Genomic DNA, 19823 nt, shown 5'->3' with positions numbered 1-19823 from the left:
CCTTTTGTTATTCGATAATTCCATGACCGATGACTTTAACCTTAACTGAAGCGGTATAATCGATGTTTGGATACTCTTTGTTCCAATCTAATTTTTCCCATGTTGGGTTGTGAAATGCAATTAGCTTTCTGCCAACGCCAAATGTATCGCTGTTCATGTCTTGTAGTTTTTTAATAATGATGTTAGCATCCTTTGTTAGTGATTTGGTCAACGCGTTTTCGATATTTTGTATTTTCTTTTTTGAAGTGAGGTTGTCTCCAGGGTACTCTGTAATAACCACTTTCATATTGAGTTTAATATGTGCCGATATCTCACCATCAGGTGAAACATGCACATTGAACGTTCGTTTATTTCTCTTCACTTTTATCGAAGCATAGTTCAGAATTTTATCCTTATGTTTATCGGAAATCTTTTTTGTCAAAGACATAGAGATCGTCTTCTGTTTTCCGGTAAGTAACGTAAACAGTACCGCCTCAGCACCATGCATCTTACCTACCATCTCATAACCATGAAAAATTGCGATTCCATTCACTGAAACGGCATTCTTTTTGGGTACAAGATAAGGTAAAGCAAAATCCTGACCAGGATCAAACATTACTGGACATACGGTCTGAATGTTTTCCGCTGGCACTGTTGAAGCACCTTCTGCAGCACGAATTGATTCACTCAGATACTTACCAATTCCTATGGAGGATTTTGTTTCTTCAAACCTTGCACTGATCACATCTGATGCTTTGCCTTTCGCTACTGCTATCCGAGCATTAAGAGCTGACTTTGGATCTCGATAGAAGACATCTAAAATGTGATAAATGTCCTTCTTTGCTGCCTCTTCTCCTAACACGACAATTAAGTTTTTAGAAGCTTCCACTCTTTCGGAAACCTTTCTATCTAAACGTATTCGACTTTGTCTTGCCGTATTTCCCTTAGCGGAAAAAATCTCATTAAATACTTTCCCGGTCCCAGTGTCAGCACTCATTGCCTGCGGTACAGCTGCGGTTGTCAGGATCTTACCATCCTTCGTATAATCAAATCCTGCAGCTCGGATCAGCTTCGATTCGTTAAGCTGTGCTTGATCCCAGCAACCTGATAACAATACTAGGCAAGAAAAGAAAAGGAGTAATTTTTTTAGTATCATGTTGAAGCAGCTCCTTTTTCTTTTCTTTTCCTGATAATGGCGATCAGCAATAATAAGATTGGGAATAGAGCAGAAAAGATCATTGCTGTCATTCCGATTGTCTTGGACCACATTTGGACATCTAACTTACTTCCTGGTATTGAAGCTATTAAAGCACAAATGATACCTACATATGGTGCTGCAGATTTGTGATGGTGAAGCTTAAATAAGGTCTGAACGCCTTTTGCCGTAAAGAATAGATAACTGATCAAAGACGTTGTAACAGAAACGATCCATATCGTTAAAAAGATTAAGTCAGTACGTTCCAAGAATTTAAAAGAGAACGCTTTTAACATGTAAAGGACTGGTTCCGGTACGATTACAATCTCTGCAGGGTTAAAGAATATATAAGTTGTAAATGTTACAAAGCAATAAAAAAGAGTAACACATAGTGAGGTATACGACATCGCTTTTAGCTTACTAGTAGACTTTCCTTCCGTATAAGCTAAAAAGACTAAAGCGGTATCAAAGCCAAGTAATGCGATCACCGCATCAGTCGAAGTAGAGATAATGGTTTTAATACCAGTTGCTCCTACTGGAAAAGCGTAAAGAAGATGTACATCTGTATACGCGTAACCAACAAAGAAAAATAAGATGAGTAACAATGGTGAACAGAGCATTAAAAATCTCGCAATTTCTCTTGCTGTACATGTAATACAATAAACACAAGTAAGAGCTAGGATAATGATGACTATGAATCGCGGCGTCTGAAAAAATATCCATTTTGATACAATGTTATTATAGAGAATTAAAATTACGATACATACTGAGAACAGATGAACGATAAAAAGAATATTTAATAGTAAACCGAGTTTATTGCCTAAGATCTTAGGCATAAAATCAAAGATTGTCTGTTTTGGATACATCTCGCAGAGCTTCCAAATCGCAAGGATGGAAAACTGTATAAAAATACCTGCTAACAGTAGAGAAATCCATCCATCTGTTTTTGCTTTAGCAAACAACGTGTATGGTAGTGAAAGGACTCCGACTCCGATCTGGGATTGTATGAGAACAAAGAACAGCTGTCTATGAGTAATTGTATGGCTGCTATTCATTGTTTTTCCCACTTTCTGGTGTGATTATCTTCATCTTTCTTTAACGGCCTAATATCTTCAGGTCGGGAGTTCATTTTGAAAAAGGGTAAACGGATGATTGTATCCTTTAAGTCTCCCATTCTAAAAGGCGCAAGTGGTGCGAAATAAGGTGTTCCAAAAGAATAGAGACGACATAGATGAAAGAACAAAATGATTAAACCAAAAATAATACCTAGAAACCCGAAAGTTGCAGCAGCTACCATGAAAGGAAAACGTAGTAAACGAACAGCTAAGCTCATCTCGTTTGAAGGTACGGTATAGGCAGCGATTGCCGTTGTAGCCACAACGATAATCATTAGGTTCGAGATCAGCCCAGCTTTAACTACCGCATCTCCAATAACTAAACCACCAACAATGGCAATGGTAGAACCAATTCTTGTAGGCAGACGGATTGCTGCTTCACGGATTAATTCAATCGTCAGCTCCATCACTAACGCTTCAAATAATGGTGGGTAAGGTATATTCTCTAGTGAACTCTTCATCAACAATACTAACGCAGATGGGATGACCTCAAAATGGAAGGAAACGACGGCAATATAAAAAGCCGGGAGTCCTATAGCAATGTAAAAGCTAAACAATCGGATCAGTCTATAAAAGCTTCCTAACATCCAGCGTTTATTATAATCATCTGGTGTTTGATAAAAGACAAAAAAGTTCACGGGAGCAATGTTTACAGTTGGTGAACTGTCATACAACAATGCTACTCTTCCTTCCATAAGGTTTGCAGCAACACGGTCAGGCCGCTCTGTACTTAAGGTTTGTGGAAACAGACTAAATGTTTTATCTTCTATGCTCTCCTCAATATTTCCAGGAGTCATAACAGCGTCAGCTTCTATTGAATTGATTCTTCTTTCCATCTCATGAAGTAGTTCTGGATTGGCGATATCCGACATATAAAGCATGGCTACATTCGTATGTGTCTCTTTACCAACTTTTAAGTATTTAACAACCAACTTTTGACTCTTCAGCCGTTTCCTAATAAGAGCGATGTTCGTAGACATACTCTCTATAAAACCTTCGTGAGAACCGCGAATAACAGCCTCGTTATCTGGTTCCGAAATGTCTCGTTCTGTCTTAATCGGTGTGAATACTGAATAATAACAGGTCGTATCCTTTGTAAATATAATCGTATAAGATTGTAAAAGTAACTCTTCTATATTTGTAAAGTCTGTTTGTTTCCTAAAATCAATATTTATTACTTTTTCAAATGTGCTAAGATCAATATCTTTGTCCAATTCAAACAAAGGATTAAGAATCAAATCCTGAATTTTTTGTTTATCGATGATAGAATCTAAAAATATTAAAGCAACGTCACTCTTATCAGAGGGCATTTCAATCCAATGCGTCTGCAAATCTTGTGATGAAGAAAAACTCTCCTCAATTTCTGCTAACAGTTGATTTATTGTCTTATTTTGATTGTTGCTCTTCTCCTGTTCAAACTGTGAATTTTGAGATGAATTTGTTCTAGCGGATGGATTAGGTTCTTGGTGTTTTTCTGTACTTTTTTGTTCTAGTAATTTTTTTGGTTTTTTAAAGAAAGTCATGATGTACATCATCCCGATTCGCAATAATTTGCTTTAGTTTTTGCTACCCTAATTTATTTATGCGGATAAGGTACTATTTTTCAAAAATGAGTCAGAAATTGTCATTATGAGTAAAAAATTGTGATAACATAGACAGAGATAAAGAGAGAAGGGGGCGGCACCATGACAGGAAGGGCACAATTTATTCCTGCTTTAACTAAGCCGAATACATATTTTGCGTTTTATAATGAATGGAAAGATAAAGAGGGTTTTTGGATCCGTTTTTTTGCTATATTAGTTGCTAGCGGGTTGCTGCATGCACTTTCTTTTTTTGCAGCGTTTCCATCGTTCAAAACTATTTCTTTTGTAGAAACAGCTAAACTAAGTGGAGCGGAACTTGAGCTCTTGCGATACCTTATCGCTTTAGTAGGTGGTGCTTGGGGATTGATCGTACCATTCATAGTAATAAATTCAGGAGCATTATTTTTGTATGTTTTTTTTCGGGACATCGGATATAAAGCACTTTTTTATGTAATGACAGCGGTATATCTTTTATTTATTCTCGGGCTGCTATTCGAACTACCGATCCAGTTTGTAACAGGTGCTGAAGAAGTAGTTCAGCCTTTAGGTTTCGGTTTTGCTGGTGTACTATTCTTTAAGCATGGATTTTGGCAAGAATGTTTAAACGCCATCAATATCTTTACAATCTGGGGTTCTGTTGTTTTGTATTTTGCACTTCGACAATTATCGTTTATAGAAAAGAATTACTGCCTGATTGTTACAATAGGATTTTTTGTTGTTTTCATTTTATTATCTTCACTATACGCTGCATTAACTAGTGGACAGCTGGTTTAAGGAGGAGACAAGCTTATGAATAAACTAAAATGGGTTGCTGCAGCTATTATGGTCATCCTCCTTGTCGTGATGAACATCGTGATTTTCGATAAAAAGGAATCAGCCGCAGTTGAAGCACCTAGAGTTGAAACGGGTCTATCTACACAGAAAGATTTTACAAAAAAACACGAAACAACAGGTGTTGCTCAGTCAAAGAACACATTTGAGATTTTTGAAAATGCATCCCTAGGCTCGATTAAAGAAATAATGGTATCAAAGGGGGAGACCGTTACATCTGGTCAAACTTTAATTACATATGAAAATGCAGAGATTGAAAAAGAACTTCGCAACTTGAAACGAGACCAAGAAGCAGCAGATGTTCGAAGCAGCCATTATTCTGGACAAATAAGTGAATGGAAAAGTGAACTCTCGGATTTTGATGAAGAAAAAGACAGCAAAGATTCTAAAGTACTTCTTCAAGAAAAATTAGCAGAAGCTGAGTTACAAAATGAGTTAGCTGAAAACGAAAGTTCCGTCTTATCAGATGAAATATCAGATCTAGAAAAACAGCTTGATGATCTTAGTGTAAAAAGTCCGGCTGATGGTGTAGTTTCAGAATTAAATGGTGTAGGCGATGATGAACCACTTCTATCCATTGTAGGGCAAGGAAACTTTGAACTTGTTGCTGACATCGATCAGAAAATGGCTTCTCTCGTGAAGACAGGAGACTCAGTTCTAATCAAGTCCAACGGTGAAAAGATGATGAAGGGTACTGTTCAAACTGTATTACCAGCTGATCAGAATAATTTTAAGTTAACCGTTCTCGTAGAGGATGAAGCGGCTTGGGTTGAAGGACAAACTGCTCAGATCATCGTAACAGAAAAACTTGCAGAAAAAGCGATTACTGTGCCAAAACAAGCAATCTTAAAAGATGATGGGAAAACGTATGTGTTAACGATTGTGAAAAACAAATTGTATAAGCTGAAGGTTTCAGCGGGTCTTGAGCAAAAGGGTAATGTTCAGATTACCAAAGGACTTAAAAAGGGTCAGGTTGTCGTACTTAATCCTTCTCCTGTTTTTGTTTCAGGGCAGCCGGTCTTAAAGAAGTAATTGCTATTAAGATCTTAAATTTTTACCAATAAAAAACAAGTGGGATTACACTAGTGTTACGTTTTATAAGAAGAAAAAGGGTTTCGCAAGTATATTACTTGCGAAACCCTTGTTTTTTACTTAGCTTTTTTTAGTTAGTGTCTTTAATCTTTATCGTGCTAACTTTTAGGGATTGGAGTGGAAGGGTACTGACTCCTGCGGGAGAAGTGGGACAGGTGAGACCACTAAAGGCGCGAAGCGGCAGGGGGCTCACCGCCTGCCCCGCGGAAAGCATGTACCCTGGAGCGAAGATCCCCGCTTTCACAATTTTACGCTTCCTTTTTTGTTAGCAATGACTTTTTAGCTGCCGTGAAAACTTTTGTTGATTGTTGCTTAGGATCGAACAACGCGATGAGTAAGAAATCCTTCTCTCCTTGTGGCTCTAGTTGATCTGATAGTGGGTCGATCGCTGTTTCTGTTACAAAAGCGTGTTTATGCATATCTTTTTCAGAAAGAGCTGGAAAGCCATCGATCATTTCCGGGTATTGAGCGAGCAGCGAAAGCACTCTAGATGTTTCTTCTTTGTTCTGTGTGTTCTCCCACCATGGTTTACGAGGTTTGAACTGTTGTCTTTCTAAATAATCAAGCTTCATCAGGCTTTCAGCAACAGGAAGTGCATGTGGTGCAGCTTCCGTTAAGAATGCGATCAAGCGCGTGTATAAGTCTTCTAATTGATGGCCGATTCTTGACCAACCGCGCGTTTCCCAATAAGTCCCGAATTCTTGGAAGAAATCAAAAGGCGATTGGAATACATGGTGTATCAGGTATTTAACGGTATGATCCATTCGATGGTCGTTCCAATATTTTTCTAATACGTCTTCAACTTGTTTGATACGAATAATCTCATCAAAAGTAAGAACATTGTTTCCTAAGATCTCATATGGAGAGTGATCCATATACACGTAGTCATGTTTTTCAGCTGTTAATCGTAGACCTGTCCCTCTTAACATCTTTAAGAAACCTAACTGAACTTCTTCGATGCCAAAAGCGAATACATCGTTAAATGTTTTTCTGAACGAGTTATAGTCTTCCTCAGGCAATCCAGCGATTAAGTCCAGATGCTGAACGATCTTCCCGCCATCGCGCACAGTTGTTACCGTACGAGTCAGCTTTTCGAAATTCTGTCGGCGTTGTACCAGTTCGTTAACCGCGTCATTTGTAGATTGAACACCGATTTCAAAACGGAAGAGCCCTTTTGGTGCATGTTCGTTCAAGTAATCGATGACTTCTGGCCTCATGATATCAGCTGTGATCTCAAACTGAAAAACAACTCCTGGTCTTCTGTTTTCGATCAAGAACGAAAACATATCGAGTGCATAATCTCTGCGAATGTTAAATGTTCTGTCTACAAACTTAATGATCTTTGCTCCGTTATCCATCAAAAAGATCAAATCATCTTTAACGAGTGTAGGGTCAAAATATCGAACACCAACTTCAATCGAAGACAAGCAAAACGCACATGAATAGGGACAGCCGCGGCTTGTTTCAAAATAAGTGATCCTTTTTGATAGTGACTGGATATCTTCTTCGAAGCGGAAAGGTGATGGTACGGCTTTTAAGTCCAGTTTTTCACGCGGACCATTAATTTTTGGCTTTCCGTCTTTTCGATAAGCAAGGCCAGCTACGGAATCAAATCCAGCATCGTTCTGAATTTGAGTCAACAAATGCTTAAATGTTTCCTCCCCTTCATTAACAACGATAAAATCCACTTCTGGAATGCTCTCGAGCCAATGCGCCACATCGTAAGATACTTCAGGTCCACCTAAAACGATTTTCGTTTCTGGCTTGATCTTTTTAAACATCTGAATTACTTTTATCGTCTCTTCAATGTTCCAAATATAGCAGCTGAATCCGAGAACATCAGGCTCTTGGCTGTAAAGATCAGTCACGATATTAAGAGAAGGATCCTTGATCGTGAACTCTCGAATCGTCACAGGGAAATCAGGCTCGCTATAGGCCTTTAAATAGCGCAGCGCAAGACACGTGTGTATATATTTAGCATTTAACGTACTTAGTACAGTTTTCATAATTTGATAACCTCATTACTGTTACCCATTCAATTGGGCGTTTTAGATGACAAACTATTTTACCATATTTTAAAAAGAATCAAAAATGAGTATTGTGTTTTCATACAGCAAATTTCTTTACGGTACAAAGTCAGAACCTATATAGTAGTAATAATTACTTTGTAAGCGTTTGTTAAAAAGGAGGAATTCGTTATTGTGAAATGGGTTACAGCTGTTAGGAATGAAAAGACGTTTATAGGCATCGTAAAAGAAGAAAAGGTATTCAATTTAACAGCACTTGCTAAGAGCAGTGATGTGAAGTTTCCATCAACATTAATTGAAGCTATTTCACTTGGAGAATCAGTTTTTGGGCAAGTCGAGACTTTGATTCATTCTGATTCTGCACAGAACCATACATATGAGTTAAATGAAGTCCAGTTAAAATCACCTATCCCGCGTCCATGGAAAAATGTATTCTGTATCGGGAAAAATTATCGCGATCATGCGATAGAAATGGGAAGCGAAGCGGACATTCCTGAGGATATCATGGTATTTTCAAAAGCTCCCACATCTGTGATCGGTCATGGAGATGGTATTCCAAATCACTCGTCTATAACCAATCAGCTTGATTATGAAGGTGAACTTGCCATAATTATCGGCAAAACGGGTACAGGTATAAAGAAAGAGAACGCGATGGATCACGTTTTCGGCTATACCATCATCAACGATATTACAGCACGTGATCTTCAGAAGAAGCATAAGCAATTTTTGCTCGGGAAAAGTTTGAATGGAACTTGCCCGATGGGTCCATGGATCGTTCATCATTCTGATGTGCCAAACCCGGAAAACCTATCGATCGTTACAAAAGTAAACGGAGAAGTAAGGCAGAACGGAAACACATCTGATTTTATCTTTGATATACCGACGATGATCACTGAGCTTTCAAAAGGCATGACGCTTGAAGCGGGAGATATTATCGCAACAGGTACACCTGCTGGAGTAGGTAAAGGAATGAAGCCGCCTGTTTTTTTAAAGCCCGGAGATTCTATTGAGATTACAATTGAAGGAATCGGGACGCTTCGTAATGAAATAGTAGAATGAAGTCGAATTAACTAGTTACATAGAGGAGGAATTCACATGGAAAAGCTGCTTTATATTAACGGTTCATGGACAGGAGATTCTCTCGAAAAAATAGAGGTGTTCAATCCAGCTAACGGCGAAGTGGTAGGAACTGTAGCATCTTGTGGAAAAGAAGAAACGGATGCTGCAATTGATGCAGCACACAAAGCATTTCCGAGCTGGTCTAAGTTAACAGCTTATGAACGCGCTGACTATCTTATGAAACTGCATGACTTAATGATCGAACAAAAAGAAGAATTAGCAGAACTAATGACGCTTGAGATGGGAAAACCGTTAAAAGAATCTGTAGGCGAAGTGATGTATGCTGCCTCCTTTATTAAGTGGTATGCAGAAGAAGGGAAGCGCATCTACGGCCGTACGATTCCTTCAAGTGCCGAAAATAAAAGAATGCAAGTTTTACGCCAGCCTGTTGGGGTAGTGGCGGCCATTACCCCATGGAACTTCCCAGCTGCAATGATAACAAGAAAGCTAGGTCCAGCGCTCGCTGCAGGCTGTACGTTTATTGTAAAACCACCAAAGGAAACACCACTTACAGCAATTAAATTAGTAGAATTAGCAGATCAAGCAGGCTTTCCAAAAGGCGTTATCAATCTTGTAACAGGATCGTCTTCTGTTATTGGAAAAGCTATTATGGATTCTGAGAAAGTTAGAAAAGTTACCTTTACTGGCTCTACAGAAATCGGTAAGAAATTGATCGAGCAAGGTGCCGCAACTGTAAAGAACGTATCTATGGAACTAGGCGGTCATGCTCCAGCAGTTGTTCTTGAGGATGCAGACCTAAATAAAGCAGTCGCTGGAATCGTAGCTTCTAAGTTTCGTAACGCAGGTCAAACGTGTATCTGTATTAACAGAGTATACGTGCAAGAAAGTGTTTATGAAGAGTTTGTAGAACGAGTGGCTGTTGAAGCTAAGAAATTAAAAGTAGGAAACGGTTTGGATGAAGGTACAGATATCGGTCCAATCATTAACAAAGACGGGTATGAAAAGATCTCAGAGCACGTGGAAAATGCTGTTTCAAACGGTGCAGAGTGTGTAACAGGAGGAAAAGGAAGAGCAGATAACGGTGGGTATTATTACGAGCCGACGGTCCTGAAAAATGTTTCACAAGATATGTTGATCATGAACGAAGAAACGTTCGGTCCAGTCATTCCAATTCACAAGATCAGCAGTGTTGAAGAAGGGATCCGCCTTGCAAACACGAGTCCATTTGGTTTAGCGGCATATGTTTATACAGAGAGTATGTCCAAAGGAACTCAAGTTGTTGAAGGTTTAGATTACGGAATCATAGGCTGGAACGATGGTGTTCCTTCTGCTGCACAAGCACCGTTCGGAGGTATGAAAGAGAGCGGTCTTGGCCGTGAAGGTGGCGTAGAAGGTATGGAAGCTTATCTGGAAACGAAGTACGTAAGTTTCGTATTATAAAATCTCTCTAAGAAACCAGGTGATTGTGATATGGATCTAGGATTAAAAGGAAAAAATGTACTCGTCCTTGCTTCAAGTAAGGGGCTCGGAAAAGCTTGTGCATTGGAATTTGCCCGTGAAGGTGCGAACGTGATGTTGACAAGCCGAGATGAAGATCAGCTTTCTCTGACTGCAGAAGAGATAAAGCGTGAAACAGGTACGGATGTTCATTATAAAAAATGTGACATCACACAGCGTAATGAGATCGATGAACTCGTTGCAGCTGCCGTAGAGAAGTTTGGCAGTGTGGACGTGCTTGTGAACAATGCAGGTGGTCCTCCGGCTGGTAATTTTAATGATTTTGAGGATGAGCATTGGCAGGGAGCATTTGAGTTAACGTTACTGAGCCTTGTACGTACCGTTCGAGCCGTTACGCCTAATATGATTAAAAACGGAGGAGGACGCATCGTAAATATCGCTTCTTCGTCTTTTAAACAACCAATCGACGGACTCATCTTATCAAATACTTTTCGAACAGCGATTAATGGATTATCAAAGAGTCTTTCACAAGAGCTAGGGAAAGATGGCATTCTGATTAATACCATCGGACCTGGACGCATCGGAACAGATCGAGTAGGTGAATTAGATCAGATGATGGCTGAGAAAAAAGGAATTTCTGCTGAAGACGTTAGAACTTCCATGGAAAGCGGAATTCCACTTGGACGATACGGTAAACCTGCGGAATTTGCTAAGATGGTCGTATTCCTGTGCTCTGACGCAAACACTTATATAACTGGCCAGTCACTGCTGATCGATGGCGGTATGGTGAAAGCACTATAAAGGGAAGCAGCAGCTCATGGCTGCTTCTTTTTTTTGATTTAAGTGAGGGGTATCAGTTCCAGTACAAATGTCGATATTTGTAGACTCGTGGATAAACAGTGAAAACTTTTGAATTGAGAGCTAAAACTTCTGGATTGAGAGCTAAAACTTTTGGATTGATCCATAAAAGTTGTGGATTCATCTATTAAAAAGTTGATTAATACCCTAGTCCGTATATGAAATTGAGCTCAATTGTAGCCCTAAAAAAAGCTGACTCCAAAAAGAGTCAGCTCTCAATAAATCAAATTAAACAGAAAGTACGTTTTTAATGCGTTCGATCGCCCAATTTAGATCTTCATCAGAAATGATTAATGGCGGTGCGAAACGAATAACGTTTTCGTGTGTTTCTTTACATAACAAGCCTTGCTCTTTTAAGCGCTCACAATATGGACGAGCTGGTTCGTTCAGTTCAACACCAATGAACAGGCCTTTACCGCGAACTTCTTTGATCACTGGATTATCAATCTTCTTTAACTCGCCTAAGAAATACTCACCCAATTTAAGCGAACGCTCAACTAAGTTTTCTTCTACAAGCACGTCTACAGAAGCGACTGATACCGCACAAGAAAGCGGGTTTCCTCCAAAAGTTGATCCGTGTGATCCAGGATTGAACACGCCAAGTACTTCGCGGTTTGCTGCTACACAAGAGATTGGCATTACGCCGCCGCCAAGTGCTTTTCCTAAGATGTACATGTCTGGCTCGATCTCTTCCCAGTCACAAGCAAACATTTTGCCAGAACGGCCAAGTCCAGATTGAATCTCATCTGCAACAAAGAGTACATTTTCAGACTTACAAACGTCAAGCGCTTCTTTCAAGAAACCTTCACGTGGAATAACGATTCCTGCTTCACCTTGGATTGGCTCTAGAATGAATGCAGCGGTATTAGGTGTAATAGCTGCTTTCAGGGCGTCTAAGTCACCGTAAGGAATCACTTTGATTCCTGGTAGCATAGGACCGAACCCACGTTGGTAATCAGGATCAGATGACATCGAAACGGCAGTCATCGTGCGTCCATGGAAGTTTCCTTCACATACGATGATCTCTGCTTGATTATCCGCAACGCCTTTAACATCATATGCCCAGCGGCGTACAGCCTTAATAGCTGTTTCAACAGCTTCTGCACCGGTGTTCATCGGTAACACCATATCTTTTTTTGTTAGACTTGATACTTTTTCATAAAAGTCACCAAGCTGATCGTTATGAAATGCGCGTGATGTTAATGTAACTTTGTCTGCTTGGTCTTTAAGTGCTTGGATGATCTTAGGGTGGCGGTGTCCTTGGTTTACCGCAGAATATGCACTAAGCATGTCCATGTAGCGGTTACCTTCCGGATCTGTTACCCATACACCTTCAGCTACCGAGATAACGATAGGAAGCGGATGATAGTTTTGTGCACCATATTGTTCCGTTTTAGAAATTACAGTTTCCGTATTTCTCGTTTCTGTCTGTTTCAAAGGAAACACCTCTATTCTGCAAGATTTCTCACATTGCTATTATAGCAATGAAAGTGCTTACTTTACAGAGGGAACTCTTTTGATTGCCTAGTTCATAGCAGTTCATGGTATAGTAATATGGAGAATTATACATAGGAGGATATATTTATGATTCATGCTCATGTAACATCGTGGTTTCTGGCATTAATTTTGTTTTTTGTAACGTATATGCTATACAAAAAAAATGCAGGAAAAAAATCAAAAATTTTGCATATGATTCTGCGCGTTCTTTACTTAGCGATTCTGGCAACAGGTGGTCACATGCTGGCTGGTTATTTAACCGATCCAGGAATTGTTAATCAAGGGCCGATAATTATTAAAGGAACTTTAGGAGTAGTCCTCATTGGTTTAATGGAAATCATCCTTGTTCAAAGAAAACGTGGTGAGAGCCGCCTGCTCAATTGGGTGTTTTTCTGGATTACTTTATTGTTAGTACTATTTTACGGTTATTCCGTACTTGGTTAATGCGTTTTAAGCCGCCCTTGCAGGACGGCTTTTTTATTGGATAAAATAACCAATCTTTGTTTTGTTAACAATGCCTCCTGTACACCGATATAAATGATAGCACGTATCACTTTATAAATTGGTTCATTGGACAGATGAGGTGTAAGAATGAAAGAGATGGATGAATATTTAGCGCTATCTCATTTAATCAAGATGAATACGAAAGAGATGGAAGAGCTTAATGATAATTTAATTGAATCTGAACAACGTTATAAATCGTTGTTCGATCATAATCCTGATATGATCTATTCTATGGATCTACAAGGTTATATAACGAGTGTGAACCATGCGCTCGTTCAGTCTTTAGCATATTCAGAAGAAGAGTTACTCTCAACCCACGCTCTGCAATTTGTGTGCGATGAAGATCATAAACGGGTTGTTGAACACTTCAGGCTCGCAGTACATGATAAACCGCAAAATTTTATAGCGAGTATCAAGAAAAAAGATGGCGGACACATTTTAAGCAGCATCACAAACATTCCAATCGTCGTAAACGATCAAGTAGTTGGTGTATATGGGATCGGAAAGAACATTACCTGGCAGCAAAAAGCGGAAGAAGAGATCGAACAGCTAGCGTTCCACGATTCGTTAACCGGTTTACCGAACAGAAGTTTATTTGAAAAAAGGCTGAGAGAACTCGTTTCTGAAAGTGATCCTGCAAACCACTTATTAGCTGTGATGTTTGTGGATATTGATCATTTTAAGATCATAAATGAAAGTTTAGGTCATCATATTGGAGACGTAGTGTTACGTCATGTAAGCAATCAGCTTAGACAAGTAATCCATAGTCAAGATTTGCTATGCCGGTTCGCGGGGGACTTATTTACGTTAATCTTGACGATTGAAAAGCCAGCAGACGTGATCGATACAGCAGATCGGATTGAAGAAGCACTTCAATTACCGATCTATCTTGATGGACAAGAGTATACGGTTAGTACGTCAATCGGTGTCAGTATCTATCCAAATGACAGTACGAGTGCTGATGTTCTTATAAAGAATGCTGACACGGCTCTGCATAAAGCAAAAGAAAAGGGCCGTGGGAAACGTGAATTCTTTACCGGTGATATGAACGCATTCACACTTGAAAGGCTAAAGCTAGAAGGCTTTTTGCGTAAGGCGGTTCAAAAGGGTGAGCTAGAACCTTATTTTCAACCTCAATTTTGTTTGAAAACGGAAATGGTCCTCGGATTTGAGGCGCTTGTAAGATGGAATCATCCTGACTTGGGCTTGGTATCTCCGATGCAGTTCATACCTTTAGCTGAAGAGATCGGACTTATTGATGAGATCGGTCGGTTTGTTCTATTCGAGTCTTGTAAGCAGCTAAAAAGATGGCATGATGATGGCGCGCCTCATCTTTCTATCTCTGTAAATGTTTCAGGCAGACAGTTTCAAAGGTTGTCATTTGTATATGAAGTAAAAGAAGCGATAGAAACGGCAGGAATATCCGCTGAATATTTACACCTAGAATTAACAGAGAGTACGATGATACAAAACGTCCAATACAGCATAAGCATCATGCAAGAATTAAGAGAGCTAGGTGTTCGTTTATCGATCGACGACTTTGGTACAGGTTACAGTTCTCTTAGTTATTTAAAAGATTTTCCGGTCGATTATTTAAAAATTGATCAAAGCTTTATCAGACATCTTAGTGATGACTTTTTTAATACGAGTGATGCAGCAATCATAAAAGCGATCATCATGATGTGTGAAGGTCTTTCTCTTTCTACGGTGGCAGAAGGTGTAGAAACATATGAACAGATGAAATTACTTCAAGAATATGGCTGTCATACTGCACAAGGCTATATAATCAGTAAGCCTATGCCTGCTTATGAAGCGAGTGAGTTCTTAAAGAAGTTTCGGGCAGAAAAAAACAGCACAACTCCGTAAAGGAAGTGCTGTTTTTGTTCGTGCTATTTTTTCTTTTCATAATACATAAATGCTAGGGCACCAATCAGTATAGAACCTTTTACGATATCTTGTGCGTAGTACGGAACGTTTAACATCGTTAAACCATTAAGAAGTATACCGATCAAAACAGCACCAACAAAAGTACCGATCACATTCGGTTTCCCTGCACCAAATACGGAAAAACCAATAAATGCAGCTGCAACACCATCCATTAACAAAGGAGCACCAGCAGAAACTTGGCCAGTTCCGATTCGTGCCGCTAATAGAATACCAGCAAGAGTGGCAAAGAATGCAGATAAAAGATAAGCATACATCTTGTAACGCTGAACAGGGACACCAGATAGACGAGCTGCTTCTTCATTTCCACCTGTAATATACAATAATCTTCCAAACCTAGTCTGCTGTAGAATGATATGAACAACAATAACGGCGATCAGCATGATAATGACGGGAACTGGAACCGACCATATTTCACCTTGACCGATAAATAAGAAAGAAGGAAGGAAAACCCCAGGAGCTGTTCCACCTTCTGACAAAGGCATGTTGTTGTAGATCGAAAATCCTTTTGTGAAGGTAAGGTGCAATCCATTGATTATATACATAACTGCAAGAGTTGCGAGCAGATCTGGAAGTCTTACTTTTACAACGAAGAACGAGTTTAATAGTCCTACTAATAAACCAATAGCAATGGGAATGAGAATGGCGATAATCGTTTCTTGGCGATACAGAACAAGAGCCGCAGCACTCGTAACGGTCGCAAGGCTTGCCGTTGATCCGACAGAAAGGTCAAAGCCACCAACGATTAAAGAGATGGTTACACCGATCGCAAGCAATGTAATAATGGAAACAGAGCGTAAAATATCCGTAAAGTTTTGATAGCTTAAGAACTTGTCGTTTGCTAGACTAAAGCCGATTACGGTTAATAATATGACAAGAAGCGTGCCGTATCGGTAAAGAAAAGGAAAGACCTTTTCTTGAAGTGAGAGTTTAGTAGTGTTTATGTCGTTCTCAACATGTTCTTTATGAACGTACTGTGCCATAATGACCTCCAGTTGCATAGTGCATAATTTTTTCAGTGGTAGCTTCGTGTTTGTTTAATTCTCCAGCAATTTTACCATCGTACATAATGATGATACGGTCACAAAAAGCGAGTAGTTCTTGTATCTCACTCGTGAAATAGAGAATTCCTTTTTTGTTTGCAGCTAAGTTTTTGATGCATTGAAACACATCTTGCTTAGCGCCAACATCGATTCCTTTTGTCGGCTCATCGAAAATAAATACATCCCCGTCCGTAAGAAGCCATTTACCGATCGAAGCTTTTTGCTGATTACCTCCGCTTAAATGGTTCAGAAGAAGAGACGATTTTTGTGTCTTGATACCGAGCTGTTTGATCCATTTCTCAGCTTCTGTTTTTTCGCGTTTTCTTTGGATAAACCCAAACTTGGTAAACTGTTTTAAGACGGGTAGTGTTAAGTTCTCAATCACATTGTAATCCACGAGTATCCCTTCTTTACGGCGTTCTTCTGGAACAAAACCGATACCAGCAGAAATGGCTTTTTGAGGGTTAGAGATTCTAACTTTTTTTCCTTTCATGTAAATAGAGTCTCTAGAGGGATCTGCACCAAATAATGCTCTCGCCGTTTCGGTCTTTCCTGCACCTACTAATCCGGCAACGCCTACAATTTCACCTTCTCGAACGGAAAAAGATACAGACTCATTGGTAGCAGGAACACTGAAATGTTTGGCTTCTAAAAGTGTATCGCCCAGTATTCTGTCTTCTTCATCGTTTAAGAGTTCAACCAATTCATTGCCTAGCATCGCGCGAACTATTTCTTCAGAAGAGCAGTCAGACGTTTCTTTTTGAAGCGTCACATACCCATCTTTTAAGACGGTTACTCTAGTCGACAACTCCATGACTTCAGGTAAACGGTGTGAAATATAGATAATGCCAACACCTTGCTTTTGAAGTTCACGAAGTACAGAGAAAAGATGCTGAGCTTCTTTCGTACTAAGTGCGGCTGTAGGTTCATCAAGAATAATAAAAGATATATTCCGAGAAATGACTTTTGCAATGAGAACCAACTGTTTTTCAGCTAAAGAGCAATGAGAAAGAGGAAGGGCAGGGTCAAGATGTAGACCAACTCTGTTCAAAAGCTCTTGGGCTACTTTATATCTTTTTTTCCAAGAAAAAAAAGCAGGTCCTGAGATAAACGTATTCATTGTAACGTTCTCAGCGATACTTAATGAGGAAACGAGAGCGGTATCTACTTCTTGAACGACCATCTCAATGCCAGCCTCTTTTGCATGAGCTGGTGTTTTAAGTATCAGCTCTTTCTCATCCAGTGTGATAACACCGCCATCACGTTCATAATCACCAGACAGTATTTTCATAAGGGTACTTTTACCAGCACCATTTGCTCCTAAAAGAGCATGGACCTCACCGCTTTTTACGGTAAAGTCCACTCCTTTTAATACAATCTGTTCACCAAATGACTTTTGTATAGAAGTTAAGGAGAGTATCGTCATTGTTTGGTATCCTTACTTAAGTTTTCCATCCATGGAGATGTTCCCGCGTCAGATTTGCCCCATCCTTCCACGTACTTACCGATTTCATCCATGGATACCTTAGATTTTGGCAGATCCTCTTTTTCAACAAGGTGAGGCTGTACACTATAGATCTGAGGTGTTTCTTCACCGGCTACTTTTTGATAGAGAAAGCGTACCTGCAGCTTTCCAACATCAGCAGGATCTGTCGCTGCTGTTGAAACCCAAGGACTGTTTTCTTCTTGCATCAGTTGTAGATCTTCGTCACTTAAGTCGATTCCATATACTTTAATCTCGTCACGTCCAGCTTGTTGGATCGCACGCGTTACGCCTTTAGCAAATTCGTCCCAAGGAGCGAATACAGCGTCAATATCACCTTTTTTCGGATATTTCTGTAGTAAAGCTTCCATTTGTGACTGTGTATCAAGTGCAGTATTTTGTGTCGCTGTACCGAATCGAGCGATTTCTTTAATCGAAGGATAACGTTTCTTAAAAGCTTCATACATAACGTTTCTTCGTTCCATCGGTGTAAAACCACCTACCCAAACGTATACGATCTCACCTTTACCATTTAAGTCTTGCGCCATGCTTCGTAAAGCATTCCAAGAAAGGCTATAGTCATCCTGATCGATGACTGTTACTCCTGGAATGTTGATATCACTATCAAAAGCGACAACTGGTATTCCTGCTGCAACTGCTTTTTTCACACTTGGAGCGATCGCATCTGCACGACCATGATCGATTAAGATTCCATCAACTTGTTGGTTAACAGCTGTTTCAACATATGCTGCCATTTTTGAAAGATCGTTATCAGCGTTATAGATTTGCACCTCACCGCCAAACTCTTCCACTTGCTTTTTTACGCCACTAATATATTGAGAAGAAAAAGTACCGATAGAGAACTGATTAATTGAAGCGATCTTTAAAGGCTTCTGAAGCTGTTTTGGAACTTTGCTTGACGTAGAAGCAGTTACTGTAGAATTTGATTGTGACTCATTTGCTGCAGCAGGTTTTGTTTCTGTCTTATTGGAAAGAGCATCTTGCTCATTAGTGCATCCTGTTAAGAACAAGGCTGACGTTAGGCAAGCGGTTGCCAAGATTCTAAAAGGTCTCAATGCTTTTCTTCCTCCTTAAGTGTGGATAGTGCTTCTTTATAATTGCCATTGACGATTCCTTTTTCAGTTATGATCGCTGAGATGTATTCAGCGGGAGTTACATCGAAAGCGGGATTGAACACTTTTATTCCTTCTGGTGCAATGCGAACACCGTTTAGATGCGTGACTTCTTCTTCCGGACGTTCTTCAATCGGAATATCATCACCGCTTGTTGTACTGAGATCTAAGGTAGAAAGAGGACAAGCGACATAAAAGGGAATACCAAGCGCTTTTGCTTGTAGCGCAAGACCAAAAGTTCCGATTTTGTTAGCTGTATCGCCATTCGCTGCCACTCGGTCACATCCAACGATCACCGCTTTAATGTTCTTTGTTTTTAGCGTGTGGGCTGCCATATTATCTGTGATCAAGGTCACATCAATATCGTTTGCTTGCAGCTCCCATGCTGTTAAACGAGAACCTTGTAAAACAGGACGAGTTTCGTTCGCGTAAACAGAAAGGTTCCAGCCTTGTTCTTTAGCAAGATGAAAAGGAGCTAATGCTGTTCCATATTTGCTTGTCGCGATGGCACCTGCATTACAGATCGTCATGACAGCGTCTCCGTCTTGGAGAAGTGACAAAGCGTACTCACCGATCTTTCTGCATGTATTCTCGTCTTCTTCTTGAATTAAAAGTGATTCAGCTTCAATTCTACTTTTCGCCTCTTCTACTGAAGTTGATTGTTGAGCAGAAGCAACAACACGATCTAATGCCCAAAATAAATTAACAGCGGTAGGGCGGGAAGACGCTAAGTAATCTCTTTGTCTTTGCAATTTAGTTAAAAACGAGGAATGATCCACCTCTTTTTCAGAATTACTCCATAGTGCGAGTCCGAATGCAGCAGCGATCCCAATAGCTGGCGCGCCTCGAACTTTAAGCTTAGAAATTGCGTCCCATACGTGTTCAATCGTGGTTACATTTAAGTAAACCGTGTGATGGGGAAGTTGTTGTTGATCTAATATAAGAAGATGGTCACCTCTGTATCGAACTGAAGGAACCCATTTTTCTGCTACAGTCATCAT

The 19823-nt window shown here is 39.8% G+C and carries 16 protein-coding genes; 7 read left to right on the top strand and 9 right to left on the bottom strand.

Annotated features, from left to right (window positions below; all coding sequences use genetic code 11):
* Positions 1-7 precede the first annotated feature (7 nt).
* The 3 genes from IHV12_RS14795 to IHV12_RS14785 are packed head-to-tail and all read right to left on the bottom strand — an operon-like array spanning position 8 to position 3812.
* A complete protein-coding gene (locus tag IHV12_RS14795) occupies positions 8-1135 on the bottom strand; it encodes a Ger(x)C family spore germination protein (protein WP_197191309.1) in 1128 nt (375 codons plus the stop codon).
* Positions 1132-2229 (bottom strand): GerAB/ArcD/ProY family transporter, encoded by a 1098-nt coding sequence (locus IHV12_RS14790; RefSeq protein WP_197191308.1) that lies wholly within the window; start codon positions 2227-2229, stop codon positions 1132-1134. The genes IHV12_RS14795 and IHV12_RS14790 overlap by 4 nt, the downstream gene beginning before the upstream one ends.
* On the bottom strand, positions 2226-3812 hold the full coding sequence (locus IHV12_RS14785) for a spore germination protein (protein WP_197191307.1): 1587 nt from the start codon (positions 3810-3812) through the stop codon (positions 2226-2228). Before IHV12_RS14785 ends, IHV12_RS14790 begins: the two co-directional genes overlap by 4 nt.
* A gap of 162 nt (positions 3813-3974) precedes the next feature.
* On the opposite strand from IHV12_RS14785, the gene IHV12_RS14780 reads away from it, so the two are divergent.
* Both IHV12_RS14780 and IHV12_RS14775 read left to right on the top strand, forming a co-directional pair.
* On the top strand, positions 3975-4646 hold the full coding sequence (locus tag IHV12_RS14780) for a hypothetical protein (RefSeq protein ID WP_197191306.1): 672 nt from the start codon (positions 3975-3977) through the stop codon (positions 4644-4646).
* A 15-nt stretch (positions 4647-4661) separates the two neighbouring features.
* A complete protein-coding gene (locus IHV12_RS14775; RefSeq protein ID WP_197191305.1) occupies positions 4662-5735 on the top strand; it encodes an efflux RND transporter periplasmic adaptor subunit in 1074 nt (357 codons plus the stop codon).
* Between the two features lie 308 nt (positions 5736-6043).
* On the opposite strand, the gene IHV12_RS14770 is transcribed toward IHV12_RS14775, so the two are convergent.
* Positions 6044-7801: a B12-binding domain-containing radical SAM protein gene (locus IHV12_RS14770; RefSeq protein ID WP_197191304.1), complete on the bottom strand. Its 1758-nt coding sequence runs from the start codon at positions 7799-7801 to the stop codon at positions 6044-6046.
* A 195-nt stretch (positions 7802-7996) separates the two neighbouring features.
* Here IHV12_RS14770 and IHV12_RS14765 point away from each other — a divergent pair, with 195 nt between their 5' ends.
* From IHV12_RS14765 to IHV12_RS14755, 3 genes are read left to right on the top strand one after another with little or no spacing between them, the layout of a single operon-like run.
* Positions 7997-8881, top strand: coding sequence for a fumarylacetoacetate hydrolase family protein (locus IHV12_RS14765; protein WP_197191303.1), 885 nt, complete (start codon positions 7997-7999; stop codon positions 8879-8881).
* Positions 8882-8917: 36 nt separating this feature from the next.
* The gene (locus IHV12_RS14760) at positions 8918-10342 is read left to right on the top strand and encodes an NAD-dependent succinate-semialdehyde dehydrogenase (protein ID WP_197191302.1); all 1425 of its coding nucleotides are present in this window, start codon (positions 8918-8920) and stop codon (positions 10340-10342) included.
* A gap of 30 nt (positions 10343-10372) precedes the next feature.
* Positions 10373-11161 (top strand): SDR family oxidoreductase, encoded by a 789-nt coding sequence (locus IHV12_RS14755; RefSeq protein WP_197191301.1) that lies wholly within the window; start codon positions 10373-10375, stop codon positions 11159-11161.
* 285 nt (positions 11162-11446) lie between these two features.
* On the opposite strand, the gene IHV12_RS14750 is transcribed toward IHV12_RS14755, so the two are convergent.
* A complete protein-coding gene (locus IHV12_RS14750) occupies positions 11447-12655 on the bottom strand; it encodes an ornithine--oxo-acid transaminase (RefSeq protein WP_197191300.1) in 1209 nt (402 codons plus the stop codon).
* A 147-nt stretch (positions 12656-12802) separates the two neighbouring features.
* Here IHV12_RS14750 and IHV12_RS14745 point away from each other — a divergent pair, with 147 nt between their 5' ends.
* Together IHV12_RS14745 and IHV12_RS14740 are read left to right on the top strand one after the other, a co-directional pair.
* Positions 12803-13159, top strand: coding sequence for a DUF1516 family protein (locus IHV12_RS14745; protein ID WP_066392958.1), 357 nt, complete (start codon positions 12803-12805; stop codon positions 13157-13159).
* A gap of 147 nt (positions 13160-13306) precedes the next feature.
* Complete coding sequence (locus IHV12_RS14740; RefSeq protein WP_197127480.1) at positions 13307-15085, top strand: sensor domain-containing protein; 1779 nt, start codon at positions 13307-13309, stop codon at positions 15083-15085.
* Between the two features lie 23 nt (positions 15086-15108).
* Here IHV12_RS14740 and IHV12_RS14735 read toward each other — a convergent pair whose 3' ends face one another.
* From IHV12_RS14735 to mtnA, 4 genes are read right to left on the bottom strand one after another with little or no spacing between them, the layout of a single operon-like run.
* Positions 15109-16146: an ABC transporter permease gene (locus IHV12_RS14735; RefSeq protein ID WP_197127481.1), complete on the bottom strand. Its 1038-nt coding sequence runs from the start codon at positions 16144-16146 to the stop codon at positions 15109-15111.
* The gene (locus IHV12_RS14730) at positions 16127-17632 is read right to left on the bottom strand and encodes a sugar ABC transporter ATP-binding protein (protein WP_197191299.1); all 1506 of its coding nucleotides are present in this window, start codon (positions 17630-17632) and stop codon (positions 16127-16129) included. The genes IHV12_RS14735 and IHV12_RS14730 overlap by 20 nt, the downstream gene beginning before the upstream one ends.
* Entirely contained in the window at positions 17629-18765 is a 1137-nt protein-coding gene (locus IHV12_RS14725; protein WP_197191298.1) for a sugar ABC transporter substrate-binding protein, read from the bottom strand. Before IHV12_RS14725 ends, IHV12_RS14730 begins: the two co-directional genes overlap by 4 nt.
* Positions 18762-19820, bottom strand: coding sequence for an S-methyl-5-thioribose-1-phosphate isomerase (gene mtnA, locus IHV12_RS14720; protein WP_370568819.1), 1059 nt, complete (start codon positions 19818-19820; stop codon positions 18762-18764). Before mtnA ends, IHV12_RS14725 begins: the two co-directional genes overlap by 4 nt.
* Positions 19821-19823 lie beyond the last annotated feature (3 nt).

Origin of the sequence: Fictibacillus sp. 7GRE50 (assembly GCF_015903875.1) — a bacterium.
GTDB lineage: Bacteria > Bacillota > Bacilli > Bacillales > Fictibacillaceae > Fictibacillus > Fictibacillus phosphorivorans.
This window is presented reverse-complemented; position numbering and strand designations above follow the sequence as displayed.

What these genes read in the sequence shown, in the direction of transcription:
- IHV12_RS14795 (WP_197191309.1), bottom strand. Translation starts at nt 1,135, where the DNA reads ATGATACTAAAAAAATTACTCCTTTTCTTTTCTTGCCTAGTATTGTTA.
- IHV12_RS14790 (WP_197191308.1), bottom strand. Translation starts at nt 2,229, where the DNA reads ATGAATAGCAGCCATACAATTACTCATAGACAGCTGTTCTTTGTTCTC.
- IHV12_RS14785 (WP_197191307.1), bottom strand. Translation starts at nt 3,812, where the DNA reads ATGACTTTCTTTAAAAAACCAAAAAAATTACTAGAACAAAAAAGTACA.
- IHV12_RS14780 (WP_197191306.1), top strand. Translation starts at nt 3,975, where the DNA reads ATGACAGGAAGGGCACAATTTATTCCTGCTTTAACTAAGCCGAATACA.
- IHV12_RS14775 (WP_197191305.1), top strand. Translation starts at nt 4,662, where the DNA reads ATGAATAAACTAAAATGGGTTGCTGCAGCTATTATGGTCATCCTCCTT.
- IHV12_RS14770 (WP_197191304.1), bottom strand. Translation starts at nt 7,801, where the DNA reads ATGAAAACTGTACTAAGTACGTTAAATGCTAAATATATACACACGTGT.
- IHV12_RS14760 (WP_197191302.1), top strand. Translation starts at nt 8,918, where the DNA reads ATGGAAAAGCTGCTTTATATTAACGGTTCATGGACAGGAGATTCTCTC.
- IHV12_RS14755 (WP_197191301.1), top strand. Translation starts at nt 10,373, where the DNA reads ATGGATCTAGGATTAAAAGGAAAAAATGTACTCGTCCTTGCTTCAAGT.
- IHV12_RS14745 (WP_066392958.1), top strand. Translation starts at nt 12,803, where the DNA reads ATGATTCATGCTCATGTAACATCGTGGTTTCTGGCATTAATTTTGTTT.
- IHV12_RS14740 (WP_197127480.1), top strand. Translation starts at nt 13,307, where the DNA reads ATGAAAGAGATGGATGAATATTTAGCGCTATCTCATTTAATCAAGATG.
- IHV12_RS14735 (WP_197127481.1), bottom strand. Translation starts at nt 16,146, where the DNA reads ATGGCACAGTACGTTCATAAAGAACATGTTGAGAACGACATAAACACT.
- IHV12_RS14730 (WP_197191299.1), bottom strand. Translation starts at nt 17,632, where the DNA reads ATGACGATACTCTCCTTAACTTCTATACAAAAGTCATTTGGTGAACAG.
- mtnA (WP_370568819.1), bottom strand. Translation starts at nt 19,820, where the DNA reads ATGACTGTAGCAGAAAAATGGGTTCCTTCAGTTCGATACAGAGGTGAC.